This is a genomic window from Bacillus sp. CH_48 (genome assembly GCF_038008465.1).
In the GTDB taxonomy this organism is placed as follows: domain Bacteria; phylum Bacillota; class Bacilli; order Bacillales; family Bacillaceae_G; genus Bacillus_A; species Bacillus_A thuringiensis_S.
Genome location: NZ_JBBOZF010000001.1, coordinates 4,828,730 through 4,842,966 on the forward strand (window position 1 = coordinate 4,828,730; position 14,237 = coordinate 4,842,966).

Sequence of the window (14,237 nt, forward strand, 5' to 3'; positions counted from 1 at the left end):
TTCCCCTATTCTTATACAATTACTTTTCAAATTCTCGCAATGCTGCTAAATTTTCATCATCCTCAATAAGTTCAGCAAAGAATCCCGATTCATCCTCACGAAGGACAAATTCAAGCTCTTCCTTCGCCTCTTCATTTCTATTTAACTGTGCTAAATAACAAGCTCGATCATATCTTGCTAACAAATCACTCGCGTCAATTATTAATACTTCATTTGTTATTTTTTCTGCCTTTATCGTTTGGCCGGCACCATGATATGAAGATGCTAAAGAAAGAAGAATTGCTGTTTCATTTGGATGATGTATAGAAGCATTTTCTAATACATGAATTGCCTCTTCAAACCTTTCTTGACTTTGATATATTTCTCCTAAAGCAAGAAATGCTCTACTTACGAACGGTGTTTGCTCCGTTAATTGTAAGGTAATCTTTTCTGCTTTTCTTTCTTCCCCTGCTTTAAAGAATACTTGTGCTTGCAGAAGAAGAGTATCATAATCATCTGGTAGTTCTCGAACCATTTGCTTCGTTAATTCCAAAGCATCTCTTAACATATCTTCTTCCTCGCACTCAACGAAAAGATTTACAAGTTGCTTCGCTACTTCATAATCCCATTTATTTTCTAGTGAGGTGTGCAGAATCTCTATCGCTTCTTTATTCATCTCTACATTCTCATAAAATAGCGCAAATCGCTGTGCTGCCATACTATTTTTCGGATTTAACTTTAAAGAGATTTCATATAAATCAATTATCATAGTAACCATTGAAATTTCTTTCGCACGATTTTTCATACGATAAAAAGCTCTCGTAATGATAGATCGTTTCGGCTGTTCATGCAGCTGGCGTTCAATCCATATTTCCGTAACCGCAGCTGCAGCATACATGAATGCTGTACTTCTTTCTGCTTTTTTCACCTTTAACGTATGAAGAAAATCTCGTATGTTAGACAATTTTTTATGTTGCTCTACTGCTTTTACATAAACATCAAATATACGTTCATTATCAAAATCTTTTTGTATTACTTTCATTGCAACTTCAATTGCTTTTACATTTCTTTTTTTCACTAATACTTTTGCATAATGATATAGAACTTCTATATGCTCACCATCTAATTGTAGCGCGTATTCAATCTGTGCTTGTTCTTTATCTATTTCATTCATCGCACCATGCACATATGCAATCGCATCTAAACGCCATATTTCAGGTACTTCTTCCGCTAATTGTTCTAGTTCAGTCAACAATTCTTCCTGAAGATTCATATCTACTGAAAGCTGTGCCAAATATTCCATATTAATATGCAACGGCTCTTCTTTCATCGCCTGAACCATATGACTTTGTTCTTTAAAACGGTTTTCTTCTTTTTCGTATATTTCCGCAAGCTGTAAATGTACACCTACGAAATTCCCATCAAGCTCTAAACATGTTTCATACGCTTGTTTTGCTTCCGTCAATTGTCCTAATGCCATAAGTGTTTCACCAATTCGGTAATACGGTAATGCCGTTTCCTTTTGTTCTATCGCCTTACTATATCTTTTCATCGCTTGGCCGTACTGTCCAATAGATTCATATAAAATACCTGCATAACAACCGTACTCACTTACTTCATTTCTTTCTTTGTGTAACGTTCTTAAAAACGCTATACCTCGTTGTACAAATTCCGTTCCTTTAATTCGATTCACATATTCATCTAACGCACTTGCTACATTATAATCACTTTTCTTTATACCATTTTCTAACTTAGATAGCGCTACTTTAAACCCTTCTTCATTTCCACCAAGTTCAATTTCAGCATCCCATAAAACCATTCCTGCATTCATGAGGAAATCTTGGCTCTTTTCAATTTGCTTCTCAAGACCAAGAATATATTCTTTTGCTTCCTTGTATTGTTCTCTTGCCATATAAACTTGTGTAAGTCCGAAGTGAGAATAAACATCCTCATCATTTTCTTCTAAAGCACGCTTATACAATACTTCTGCTTCTTCCAAGCTATCATTTTGAAAATGATAGTCACCTAATTTTACGTAAAGAGATGCTTTATCATCACAATTCTCAATACCGTTTAATAAAATTTCTTTCGTACTTTCCTCATCCTTCAAATCAGATTCGTATATTTCCGAAAGTTTTGTATAAATGTAAGGTGCATTACTATCCAAATGAATCGCTACTTTAAGCCCTTTTATTGCTAAATATAATTTTCCTAGTTGATGTGCACATCTCGCTCGTTCATACCATACATGTGCTTCATATTTATATTCTTTTAACAAGTCATTAAAGATTTCATATGCTTCTTCATATCTTTCTAAATCTATTAATATTATACCGTGATTCGTTAAAGTAAACCTTTCAGGACTACGCTCTAACGCAACTTGAGAGTATTGCAATGCTTTTTCAGATTGATCAATATACATATAGGATAAAGCGAGAAAACTCCAAGCAATAGGCTGATCTGCGTCTAATTGTAACGATGAACGAAAGCTTGAAATTGCTTCTATATAACTTTCCTGCTCAAAAGCATATCTTCCATTTATCAAATGATATAATGCACGATTATTTTTCTTCTCAACGCTTGTCAGCATTTGCTCGGCTTTGTCTACTTCCTGAAGACGAATAAAACACTGTGCACCATGCAATTTAACAAAGTCCGAGTTCGGAAACTTTTCCATTAACTTATCGATACAATATAAAATAAATTCTTTATCTACTTCAACATCTAAGTGCTTTATCGTATATAACCACGTATTTGGATTATCACTCGTTTCTTTTAAAAATTGTACTAAGTTACTAATTCCCTCTTTGTCATGTTCATCTAAATGATCCGTAAGAGAAAAAATAGATTTAAAATAACGATTTTCTTCTTCACTTAGAAACGCTAGTTGCTCCTTCTTTTCTTTCGGAACAAACGTGATTGCTAAACAGCCTGTATAACGATATTTTTCTTGTAATTTACTATATTCCACAAGAACTGGTTCTATAAAGTTTGGATCTTGAACATAGAAAGCTTGCAATGTATCATCATATCCAGATAGAACTTGTACGTGTGAAGCATGCTCAATATCTATACTTAATAAAACAGGAATTCCTTCGTCAATCAGTCTCTTATAATTCTCTTCATTCCCTTTAAAATAACGATATTCATAACCTAATTCTTCTAAATAAGAAACAGTATCTGAAAACTTCGAACCTGTCATATCAAAAATAAACTCTGCTATTTCATCTTGTGTACGTTTCTCTCCCCATATACGCAACATCATCTCTAAACTTGTCGGAACACAATAATTATCCTTTTGTACAATAGGAACTATCGGCAAGTGAACCTTTTTTCCATCCGGATTTTTTTCTAAATTATGATATAAAGATTCTTTTAAACTCTTTTCTTCTCTTAATAGCTTTTGTAAATCTGCAAACTTATTCATTTTGTACAACGCTTCTGCACGTAAATGTACAAAGTAAGTATTATAGGCATGATATGGCAGCTGAGTATTTATGTTATCTATTACCGCTAACATTTCTTCATATTGCTCTAAATCTAATAAATACTTTACCTTCTCAAAATGAAAATATGGTACTTGTGGAAACTTTACAATCGCATCATCAATTAACTGTATTGCACGTTTTTGTTCCCCTTTATTCGCATACAATTGTGATAATAAATAGGTAGATAACTCTTCACAATCTTCATGCTGTATGCCAGCAATAAATTGTTCTTCCGCTTTCTCCCATTCACCTGTATGCATATAAACGTAGCCCCATTTATCAAAGACTGCACGTGTACTGTACTCCTCTGCTTTTTTCATATACATTAGCGCTTCTTCGTTTCGTTTCATTTCTAAAAGACATCGTACTAACGTAAAATATGTTTTCGCTAAAAAATCTGCATCTATTTCTTCTTTACCTAACTCTTCTAAAGAAGATTTTAACAACTGCTCTGCTTCAAGAATTTTTCGCTCATCAATTAACTCATCACAATATAAAGAGAGCGTTCTCATACTTGGGAATTTTTTATAAGCGTAGCGAATGAGAAATGAACTGTATTGGTGCATAAGCCCTTCATCAGTAAGGCGAATTAATATATCAAACTCCTTATGCGAAGGAATATTGGCAAGCCAATTCTTCACATAGGATAAAGTATTCGTTTCTTTTATATATGCAATTTCATTATTTATTTCCTGTAATCCGTCTACAAATCTCTTATCTTTCAAACACGCTTCTAACTGCTTAAAATCTAGCATGCATTCACCTCGAATTTATATTTAAACTGCTACTTGCTTAGATTTTACACACCATATAGTATGTATTCAACTAAAATCTCTTATAATGGATGGTATTAATTAATATTATTCAAATTTATAACAAAATATAGTAAAAACGATTGCTTTTCTCTGTATTTTGTTTGATTATATGGAATAACGTAACATGCAGTTTTGATCTTGTAAAAGCTGAACTTAGTACATAAAATTATATCGCCGATAATTCAAATATATCAGCGATTATATGTCGAATACCGACTTATCGACATTAAACGACAATTCTTATATATCATACCTTTTAACATACTATGTCACCAAATGTAATTTTCATATTCGGAGCGTACACTAAAGAAGAATGCACATGAAATATTTTGTAAAATCGGAGTTCAGCTTCATATTGAGCTAGCGCATTATCATATGTTAATCCTCTGTCTATTAAACATTCTATAAATTGCTGCTTATCACCCGGATTGCCTGCAATCCCCTCTTCTTTTAATGATTGATACAAATCGTTTTTATCATTGTGATGCATATTTGAATCTAAAAAGTTCACTTTATCGCTTACTCTACACTCAATATTTTTCACACCTAATTCACTTAAATATATCGGTATTTTCATGCCTATATTGCCATCTTTACCATTTCTTTTCGTATCACTTTCAAATAATTTCTGCAAAACACCTAACTGAATAAATTCTGATTGTTTCTCCCCATCTAAAGAGTATGAAGACATATTTGATATCCAATGTGGTTCAAAACAGATTATTTTTCCGCCCTTTTTAATTGAATGTATCATTTTTTGTAGCATCGTTTTTGGCGAACTCATATGTAATAAGAAAGCATGACAGATTGCTATATCGTATTTATCGTTCAGTTCAATTTCTGTAGCATCTTCCTCAATAAATTCTGATTCATACGGGAGGGAACGAAACAACTCTCTCGCTTCAGCTATTAATGCTTCTCCGCTATCAATGCCTGTATATGTTGATCCACCTGGAAGTAACGGCAACAAAACTAACCCTAAATAACCATATCCACAGCCATAATCAACAACATGTACTGGATCAGAAATCTTCCAAACTGAATTCACTAGAAAACTTACATAATCGCTATTGTAATATAAATCTCTCGTGTTTTTTAAATACGCTAGTTTACTGTTCCAATCGTATGTTTCCAACGTCTAACGCCTCCTTTTATATACACCCCTTACAATTCTCCATTTAACAAAAACATTCCTACATTTTAATTCCCCCAGAAATTAGTTTAATAAAGTGAGATTACTACTTACATGGCTCCTATACCAAATAAAAAGGCATACATATCTGTAATGATACATACACCTTTTATGCTACATCTCCTCAGGTGCCTCCACCCCAAGTAAACGTAATCCTTCTTTTAGTACAACCGTCACAGCATAAACCAATGCGAGTCTGCTGTCTTTTTCTTCGCTCTCTTCTAATATACGAACATTACCGTAATATTTATTGAATGATTGTGCTACATCTAATACATATTTCGAAATGATTGATGGCTCATTTTTATTGAAAGCTGCTTCAATTACTTGAGGGAATTTATTAAGTAATTTTACGACACTCCAGCTATGATCATCTTTTAAAGCAAACGTACATGTTTCAAATTCTACACTTTCTTTTCTTAAAATAGAGCAAGCACGTGCATGTGTGTACTGTACGTACGGGCCTGTTTCTCCTTCAAATTTCAGCATGTTTTCTAATGAGAATTCAATATTGTGCATACGCTCATTTTTTAAATCGTGGAAAATAACTGCCCCTACACCGACTTGCTTTGCTACTTCTTCTTTCTGTTTTAAGTTTGGGTTTTTCTCTTCAATATTTTGTTTTGCAAGTTCAATTGCTTCCTCAAGTACTTCTTCGAGTAAAATAACTCTTCCTTTACGTGTCGACATTTTCTTACCATCTTTTAAAATGAAGCCAAACGGTACGTGTTCCATACCATCAACCCAAGTATAGCCAAGTTTTTTTAATACAGTGAAAAATTGATTGAAATGTAAGCTTTGTTCTGGACCAACAACATATAGCGCTTTATCAAACCCATAAGTGTTTTGACGATATAAAGCTGCTGTTAAGTCACGCGTTGCATAAATCGTCGCACCATCTGATTTTCTAATTAAGCAGGGCGGCATTCCTTCTTCTTCTAAATTAACGACTAATGCGCCTTCTGATTCTTCAAGCAAATCATGCTCTTCTAAAATCCCAATAAAATCTTCCATTAAGTTATTATAAAATGCTTCTCCTTGAAAATTAGTAAATTCAACACCGAGAAGTTCATAAATGCGAGAAAATTCTTTAAGGGACTCATGACGGAACCAATTCCAAAGCTCTACCGCTTCTTCATCACCTTCTTCTAATTTCTTAAACCAAGCACGTCCTTCTTCTTCTAGTTCTTCGTCGTCTTTTACCTCTTCATGGAATTGGACATATAACTTAAATAGCTCACGTATTGGATCTTCTTTAACTACTGCTTCATTTCCCCATTTTTTATAAGCCGTAATTAACTTTCCAAACTGTGTTCCCCAATCTCCTATATAATTAATCCCTACAACTTCATAGCCACATTTTTCAGCGATATGTTTCAGCGAATTTCCTATCATTGTAGAACGTAAATGCCCCATCGAAAAAGGTTTCGCGATATTAGGAGAGGAATAATCAATTACTACTGTTTTTTCACAGCCAAAGTGGTTTTGACCGAACTCTTCTTTCTCCGCTAAAACTGTTTTTAATACTGCATCACTTACAGTTTCACGATTGAAAAATACATTTACATAAGGACCAACGGCTTCTACTTTCATAAAAAACGGATTATTTAATTTCTCAGCAACTTCCTTTGCGATAAGAGCTGGTGCTTTTTTATATTGCTTCGCTAATGAAAAGCATGGGAACGCTGCATCTCCAAATTCATCTTGTTTCGGTGTTTCAATTAAATCTAAAATTTGTTTTTGCGTTAATTCATTCGTGAAAATATTAGATAAACTTTCCGCAAACTGCATTTTATAATCCATGATACAACCTCCTTATTTTTTAAAACACAAAAAACTCGTCTCTAAAAAAGAGACGAGTTTTAACCCGTGGTACCACCCTTGTTGTTCGTTACGAACCACTTTCCCGTTTATAACGAGGACAGGGGGCCTCGGCTTTCTCTACTATTCGTTCAAGAAGCATCTCCGAAGTGCGCTTCATCTTTTTCTTCCGTACTAGGCTCACACCATCCCTAGCTCGCTTTCCTTCTAAAAAAGACTACTCTCTTCATCACAGACAGTATATTTAATTAATTATTGCTTATTATACATCTTTTCAAACAATTAGCAAGGGTCAATTACACCAAAGTGAAACTTAGCACTTTTTCTTTTGTATACATAAAAATTGTGTTTTTCAAATCTAGAACTACGAAAATGATCTTTTAAAACGACACGTTTTCTCGCCACTCGTTTTGCCTCCGCAATTGTTTCGTCAGTAATATCATGATACAAAGCGAAGTGTTTTAATCCTTTAATTCCGTCGGATTCTATGACAGTTTCTTCAAACATCGGATCAAGGTAAACGACATCGTAACTATTGTCTTCACATTGCGCTAAAAATGAAAAATGCTCCGTTTGCTTTACTTGAATTCTTTGCATTGCTTCATCAATTTCAGAAACGGATGAAGACCATGTTTTCAAACCATTTTCCATAATATAAGCCATATACTCATTGCCTTCAAGTCCTGTTACTTTTCCGCTTTCACCAACAACATAACTAGCTACAATACTATCTGATGCCATCCCGAGCGTACAATCTAACACTGTCATTCCTCTCTCTAATTGCGTGGCTTGTACAAACGGATCGTGTTCTCCACGCATTAACCTTTTTACACGAAACATCGCTGAGTTCGGATGAAAGAAAAACGATTCTTCCGTACCTTTCGGATAAATAGCTAATCGGTTCTTCCCTACGACAAGCACATCTTGTTCATACTGCTCATGCAGCTTATGTACTGGTATGTCATTACGTTTAACGAATGAACGATTTAATTCTGCGGCTACCTGCTTTGCATAATCTGTCATTTCTTTATTCGTTCTTCCTGCTGTTGTTACGATCATTGTTTCACCTCTATATAAAGAAAAGAGGGAGATTTACTCTCCCCCTTCTTTAGCAATTCTTTTCGAAAGCTTGCTCTAAGTTCGTAATAATTTCGTCCATAGTTGCACCTTCAATTTCATGACGGTGAATGAAGTGAACAACTTCTTTTCCATTTAATAATGCCATAGATGGTGAAGATGGAGGGATTTCTCCGAAGTATTCACGCATTTTTGCGGTAGCATCTTTATCTTGACCTGCGAATACAGTTACAAGATGATCAGGTTGTTTTTCAGCACGAACAACCGCTTGACCTGCTGATGGACGTGCTAAACCAGCTGCACAACCACAAACAGAGTTTACAACTACTAAAGTTGTACCTGATGTATTTTCCATAAATTCTGTTACAGCTTCTTCTGTAGTTAACTCTTCAAACCCAGAACGCACTAACTCTTGGCGCATTGGGATTACCATTTGGCGCATGTATTCTTCATAAGCATTTGACATCTTGTAATCTCTCCTTCAACTTTCATTCCAAATTCATCATATCACGCTCTATTACTAGGTGCAAAAGAAAGATTACGATGATTTCATTTTTTTGTAGGGATTTCACAAACCCCACCGCGGCAATGTCCAACTGGGACAAGTTTTCTATTGTTAGCGATATAATCGTATACTTTACTTCCAAAACCAAGTACGATAGATAGCTTTATAAAAGGAACGGCAAACCAATAAGATGGTACGGCCTTTGCTAATACATCTATGCTCTGAATGCCGTCATACCACTTATTATTTTTAAAAATATACAGTCTTTGTTCCATCTTACTTTGTAGTTCTTGAGAAAGCTCATACTTCTCAACTACATCTTCATCTCGAAATGAAACAAATTTCATCTTACCTTTTTTATCTAATTTTTTCGTACGTTCTGCAACCGCCGTACACATCGGACACCAACTATCATAGAAAACAATCATATATTATTCCCCTTTACGAGACTCTGTCATTTGTTTCCATACAGAACCTTTTGCTTCTTCTCCGCCTTCAATACGCTCTAATGCTAGACGCGCTTGCATCGCTACTTCAAACTCTGGATCATCTTGCGCTGCTTTTAATGCTGGAATTGCACTTTCATCTCCAAGCTCAAATAAGAACATAGCTGCACGCCAGCGTACTAATTTACTTGAATCTTTCAGAGATTTAATCATAACGAACATCGCTGCTGGATCACCTACGTCTGACAAGCAATCGCCTGCTGTACGGCGAACACTTACTGAACGATCTAATAACGCTTTATATAATAATGGCAATACTCCATCACCTTTTACCATACCTAAATACGCAGTTGCTAAACGGCGGATCGAAACTTTTTCATCATCTAACGCCATCTTCAACACTGGAATATCTTCTTCAGTAGGATCCATTTGTTCTAATGCTGCAAAACGGTTTTTCCAGTCAGAATCTTTCATCATCTCTTCTGTTACTTTATATGGCTCACGCTTTTGAATCGTTACTTCAACAGCACCTGCTTGATTTAATAATTCTTTAACCGTTTCATTTACACGTTCTTCTGAATAAGCAGCAACAATCTCTTCCACTACTTCTTTCCCGATTTCTTCAAAGTTACCGTAACGTGTACTTTGTTCCACCCATTTACGCTCTTTTACAACGTTTGGTGCAGACATTTGCACTTTCATAATTGATTCTTTAAAACGATCTGGTAAACCAACACGTTCTTCCGTCGTTCCATCTGTTAACTTTACTTGCATTGGAATTGTAAAGAACATTTGAACAAACACTTTCACTTCTCCAAAATGAGCAAGTTGTTGTTCTTCACTTTCTTCCACTACTTCTTCGCCGAAAACAGCACGAACTTGTTGTAATAAAACTTTCCAGTCATACTTCGCATTTCGCTCCACTGCTAAAAAGTCGGCTACATGATATACACCTTTAATGCCTTCAATTTTCAAAATTTCTTGCACTTGCATTGGCGCTTGTTCTTTATTTTCATTTGTATAATTATTACGCGCTCCTGATGGTAATACTTCATTCAAAATAACTTTCATTGTATTTGGACTTGGCGTCGGTTCAATTGCTTTAATCTTCACGTAAAAAACTCTCCTTTATTGCATGTTCTTAGCTGTATTGTAACATGTTATCACTCTATACTCCTACTCGGATGCTTAATTTTACTAATTCCTTTTCTACATTTCTGAAAAGCTTTATTCATTCTATTTTCACCTAATCTTTCCAAAACTATAGTTAAAAGTCTAATTGACAATTACATAAAAAGAAATTAACCTTAACTCATAAAATGACCTTGGTCATTTTATGAGTTAAGTCATTTTATGAGTTAAGTCATTTATAAGTGGAGGGATAACAAATGAATAATGTCATAATTATTGGTGGCGGTATCGCTGGACTTTGTGCAGCAATTTCCCTACAAAAAATAGGATTAGATGTAAAAGTATATGACAAAAAAACTGAACCCACTGTTGCTGGTGCAGGTATTATCATTGCCCCAAATGCAATGCAAGCACTGGAATTATACGAAATTTCTGAGAAAATCAAAAAATTCGGCAACGAAAGTGACGGTTTTAACCTTGTATCCGAAAAAGGAACTACTTTCAATAAATTAATTATTCCAACTTGCTATCCAAAAATGTACTCCATTCATAGAAAATATTTACATCAATTATTACTTTCTGAACTAAAAGAGGATACTGTCGAATGGGGAAAAGAATGCGTAAAAATAGAACAGAATGAAGAAAACGCCTTAAAAATAGTATTTCAAGATGGTAGTGAAGCACTCGGCAATATACTCATTGCGGCTGATGGTATTCATTCTGTCGTTCGAAAACAAGTAACACAAGGCGATAATTACCGTTATGCAGGCTATACGTGTTGGCGCGGCGTAACTCCTACTAATAACCTTTCTTTAACAAACGATTTTATTGAAACTTGGGGAACAAACGGTAGATTTGGTATCGTCCCTCTTCCCAACAATGAAGTATACTGGTATGCACTCATAAACGCTAAAGCTAGAGATTCAAAATACAAAGCTTACACAACAGCAGATTTATATAATCACTTCAAAAATTATCATAATCCCATTCCAGCTATTTTAAAAAACGCATCTGACGTTAATATGATTCATCGTGATATTGTAGACATCACTCCAATGAAACAATTTTTTGACAAACGCATCGTATTTATTGGAGATGCTGCCCATGCACTTACTCCGAATTTAGGTCAAGGTGCTTGTCAAGCAATTGAAGATGCGATTATTCTGGCTGAATGTATCGAAAATAATGCTCATTATCGTCAAGCATTTATAGAATACGAACAAAAAAGAAGAGATAGAATTGAAAAAATCTCAACCACTGCGTGGACAGTTGGAAAAATGGCGCAAATAGAAAGTAAACCTTTAACTATAATAAGAAATGAAGTAATGAAACGTATTCCAAAATGGATTTCTGAAAGGCAAGCACACGAACTATATAGTTTTCGTTTATAACAAGAAACTATAAACAGAATTCTTTCTATCTTGCTTTCGATTATATAGAGCTTTATAAAACAATAAACTGAATTCTGACGTAAGATTCTATTTGAGATTATCTATTAAACAGCTATAATTGTTTGTGTTAGGAGTAGATAAAATGCTAAGAGAAACGAGAAAAAAAGAGTTAAAAGAACTTATATTCCTAAAGGCAATACAGCTCTTCCAAGAACGTGGGTACGAAAACGTAACGGTTCAAGATATTACTACTGCATGTGGTATTGCAAAAGGAACTTTCTTCAACTATTTTCCGAAAAAAGAAAACATATTATTATTTTTAGGTGATTCTCAGATTGACCTATGGAATGAAAGTTTAAAAACGTATAAAAATATGGAACATCCAAAAGAAAAAATCAAACTTGTTTTAGGAGATTTACTGGATCGATTTACTGGACATGGTGATTTCATGAAGCATGCCGTCTTTGAGATTATAAAGTCAAACTACTTAGTAGAAAATGAATTAAAAAGTATACAACAGCTACAAGAAGGTTTGTCTTCAATTATTACCGAAGCGAAAGAGGCAGGAACATTAAACAGTCAATGGGATGTAAATATTATCACTTCTACTATTATGAGTACTTATTTTTATACACTAATGTCCCATTCCCAATTACATGCTAATGAAACAAATGCAAAAAATATACTCTATCAACAGTTGGATGTTGTTTGGGGAGGTATCACTCAAAAATAATAGAGGGCTATTAACCCCCTCTATTATTTTTGATACTCTTTACTTCTTATCATGATGCCCCCTCCCGCCTTCTCTCCAAAAAGGTAATACTCTCAATCACAACTTCAGTTCTATATATTCTCTTGCCTTGTTCATCATCGTAATTACTCGTCTGAATACGCCCTGTAATCCCAACAAGTGACCCCTTCTTACAATATTCAGTTACATTCTCAGCCGATTTTCGCCAAACGACACAATTAATAAAATCGACTTGTTGTTCACCTAAACTATTTCGAAATCCTCTATTCACCGCAATACATATTCTTGCATAAGCGACGCCTTGTTTTGTGTAGTATAATTCTGGCTCCTTTGTCAATCTACCGATTAATACAACTCGATTCATCATAAGTTATACCACCTCACATATTTTTCTTCATTGTAAGGAGAAGTATTTGAATAGTAAAAAGCACAAAATGATATATCCGTAAGTAAAAAGTATTATTTTAGACCCTACAAAACAAAAAAAGAAACCATACATAGTTCAAACATGTATGGTTTCAAAATTTATTACACTTCAGTACAAGATATGTAATATCCTCCGCGAGCCATCTTTATTTCAGCACGGTACATTACATTTTCTAAGTAGAACGTAATCGGTTTAACTTTACTCTCAAATTTTAGTCTCTCATTGCATTCAGTTGCATATCCTTCAATCACTGAAGTAATAACTTCTGATGATGGATACGTTAAAGTTTCATCTAGTTCTATGAAAAAACTTTTAGAAAATAGTTTTTTCATAATCCCTTTCTTCTCTTTCATCATATTCCATCTCCTTCAATTCAAGTTGATAACATCCATATTATACCATACATTCAATATATCTTTGAAAATAAAAAAATCCTGCATTTTTCATGCAGGATTTTTTTATTAGTCATTTTTCGTAAAGTAAGAAACAAAACGAAGAATTTCTAAGTATAACCATACTAATGTAAGCATTAGTCCCATCGCAGTATACCACTCCATATATTTCGGAGCTTGACTACGTACACCATTTTCGATTAAATCGAAATCTAGTAATAAGTTTAATGCAGCAACTACGATAACAACTGCACTAATAATAATACCGATTGTACCACCTTGGTGAATGTATGGAACAGTTACACCAAACATATTTAGTAGGAATACGACTAAATACATAACCATAATTCCAAGTGTTGCTGCCATAACGCCTGTACGGAATTTATCCGTTACTTTTACTACGCGTGTTGCATATAACACTAACATTGCAAATAGAATTGAGATTGTTAGTAATACAGCATTTAAAACGATAGAATCGCCAAATTTCATTGTATAAACTGCTGAAATACTTCCTAACACAACCCCTTCTACCGCTGCATAGATTGGTGCACCAAAAGGTGAAATACGCGGGAAGAACATAGACGCAAATGCGATGATTGCCGCAACGATTAAAGCACCAATTAATACTGGCATCTTCATCGTCCCCTGCATCATTTGTATGTATGAATAGACAGACGTTGCAAGTAGCAAGATAAGCATAATGAACGTTTTGCCTACTGTTCCGCCAATCGTCATCGCAGAAGCGCTTGCTCCCTCTTTACGGAATGCCTCTTTTTTCAACATTGGATTAGATGTTCTCATTTTTTCCCTCCTAAAATAGGT

At 34.6% G+C, this 14,237-nt stretch carries 12 protein-coding genes and 1 other annotated feature; of the genes, 2 read left to right on the plus strand and 10 right to left on the minus strand.

Annotated elements, in window-relative coordinates; genetic code table 11:
- Positions 1 to 19: 19 nt before the first annotated feature.
- The 7 genes from N2V92_RS24310 to N2V92_RS24340 form a co-directional block, all read right to left on the minus strand.
- Positions 20 to 4,222, minus strand: coding sequence for a bacteriocin-processing peptidase family protein (locus N2V92_RS24310; protein ID WP_016077791.1), 4,203 nt, complete (start codon positions 4,220 to 4,222; stop codon positions 20 to 22).
- Positions 4,223 to 4,538: 316 nt separating this feature from the next.
- Positions 4,539 to 5,417 (minus strand): class I SAM-dependent methyltransferase, encoded by an 879-nt coding sequence (locus N2V92_RS24315; protein WP_016077792.1) that lies wholly within the window; start codon positions 5,415 to 5,417, stop codon positions 4,539 to 4,541.
- 171 nt (positions 5,418 to 5,588) lie between these two features.
- A complete protein-coding gene (gene argS, locus N2V92_RS24320; RefSeq protein WP_016077793.1) occupies positions 5,589 to 7,277 on the minus strand; it encodes an arginine--tRNA ligase in 1,689 nt (562 codons plus the stop codon).
- 45 nt (positions 7,278 to 7,322) lie between these two features.
- Positions 7,323 to 7,537, minus strand: a binding site (T-box leader).
- 40 nt (positions 7,538 to 7,577) lie between these two features.
- The gene (locus N2V92_RS24325; RefSeq protein ID WP_016077794.1) at positions 7,578 to 8,354 is read right to left on the minus strand and encodes a class I SAM-dependent methyltransferase; all 777 of its coding nucleotides are present in this window, start codon (positions 8,352 to 8,354) and stop codon (positions 7,578 to 7,580) included.
- A 49-nt stretch (positions 8,355 to 8,403) separates the two neighbouring features.
- Complete coding sequence (locus N2V92_RS24330) at positions 8,404 to 8,838, minus strand: BrxA/BrxB family bacilliredoxin (RefSeq protein WP_000063708.1); 435 nt, start codon at positions 8,836 to 8,838, stop codon at positions 8,404 to 8,406.
- 83 nt (positions 8,839 to 8,921) lie between these two features.
- The gene (locus N2V92_RS24335) at positions 8,922 to 9,305 is read right to left on the minus strand and encodes a thiol-disulfide oxidoreductase DCC family protein (protein WP_000634874.1); all 384 of its coding nucleotides are present in this window, start codon (positions 9,303 to 9,305) and stop codon (positions 8,922 to 8,924) included.
- A 3-nt stretch (positions 9,306 to 9,308) separates the two neighbouring features.
- Positions 9,309 to 10,436, minus strand: a complete 1,128-nt coding sequence (locus tag N2V92_RS24340; protein ID WP_000692582.1) for a conserved virulence factor C family protein — start codon at positions 10,434 to 10,436, stop codon at positions 9,309 to 9,311.
- Positions 10,437 to 10,711: 275 nt separating this feature from the next.
- Here N2V92_RS24340 and N2V92_RS24345 point away from each other — a divergent pair, with 275 nt between their 5' ends.
- Together N2V92_RS24345 and N2V92_RS24350 are read left to right on the plus strand one after the other, a co-directional pair.
- Positions 10,712 to 11,845: an FAD-dependent oxidoreductase gene (locus N2V92_RS24345; protein WP_016077796.1), complete on the plus strand. Its 1,134-nt coding sequence runs from the start codon at positions 10,712 to 10,714 to the stop codon at positions 11,843 to 11,845.
- 142 nt (positions 11,846 to 11,987) lie between these two features.
- Entirely contained in the window at positions 11,988 to 12,578 is a 591-nt protein-coding gene (locus N2V92_RS24350) for a TetR/AcrR family transcriptional regulator (RefSeq protein ID WP_016077797.1), read from the plus strand.
- A gap of 49 nt (positions 12,579 to 12,627) precedes the next feature.
- Here the strand turns inward: N2V92_RS24350 and N2V92_RS24355 are convergent, their stop codons facing one another.
- From N2V92_RS24355 to N2V92_RS24365, 3 genes are all read right to left on the minus strand, one after another.
- Positions 12,628 to 12,963 (minus strand): single-stranded DNA-binding protein, encoded by a 336-nt coding sequence (locus tag N2V92_RS24355; protein WP_000982013.1) that lies wholly within the window; start codon positions 12,961 to 12,963, stop codon positions 12,628 to 12,630.
- Between the two features lie 161 nt (positions 12,964 to 13,124).
- Complete coding sequence (locus tag N2V92_RS24360) at positions 13,125 to 13,379, minus strand: DUF4318 domain-containing protein (protein ID WP_016077798.1); 255 nt, start codon at positions 13,377 to 13,379, stop codon at positions 13,125 to 13,127.
- A 105-nt stretch (positions 13,380 to 13,484) separates the two neighbouring features.
- Positions 13,485 to 14,216, minus strand: coding sequence for a Bax inhibitor-1/YccA family protein (locus N2V92_RS24365; RefSeq protein WP_001260655.1), 732 nt, complete (start codon positions 14,214 to 14,216; stop codon positions 13,485 to 13,487).
- Between the last annotated feature and the right edge of the window lie 21 nt (positions 14,217 to 14,237).

Excerpts from the sequence above, each read along its gene's own strand:
- N2V92_RS24355 (WP_000982013.1), bottom strand. The coding sequence starts at position 12,963 with ATGATGAATCGAGTTGTATTAATCGGTAGATTGACAAAGGAGCCAGAA.
- N2V92_RS24330 (WP_000063708.1), bottom strand. The coding sequence starts at position 8,838 with ATGTCAAATGCTTATGAAGAATACATGCGCCAAATGGTAATCCCAATG.
- N2V92_RS24350 (WP_016077797.1), top strand. The coding sequence starts at position 11,988 with ATGCTAAGAGAAACGAGAAAAAAAGAGTTAAAAGAACTTATATTCCTA.
- N2V92_RS24335 (WP_000634874.1), bottom strand. The coding sequence starts at position 9,305 with ATGATTGTTTTCTATGATAGTTGGTGTCCGATGTGTACGGCGGTTGCA.
- N2V92_RS24345 (WP_016077796.1), top strand. The coding sequence starts at position 10,712 with ATGAATAATGTCATAATTATTGGTGGCGGTATCGCTGGACTTTGTGCA.
- N2V92_RS24365 (WP_001260655.1), bottom strand. The coding sequence starts at position 14,216 with ATGAGAACATCTAATCCAATGTTGAAAAAAGAGGCATTCCGTAAAGAG.
- N2V92_RS24360 (WP_016077798.1), bottom strand. The coding sequence starts at position 13,379 with ATGATGAAAGAGAAGAAAGGGATTATGAAAAAACTATTTTCTAAAAGT.
- argS (WP_016077793.1), bottom strand. The coding sequence starts at position 7,277 with ATGGATTATAAAATGCAGTTTGCGGAAAGTTTATCTAATATTTTCACG.
- N2V92_RS24325 (WP_016077794.1), bottom strand. The coding sequence starts at position 8,354 with ATGATCGTAACAACAGCAGGAAGAACGAATAAAGAAATGACAGATTAT.
- N2V92_RS24310 (WP_016077791.1), bottom strand. The coding sequence starts at position 4,222 with ATGCTAGATTTTAAGCAGTTAGAAGCGTGTTTGAAAGATAAGAGATTT.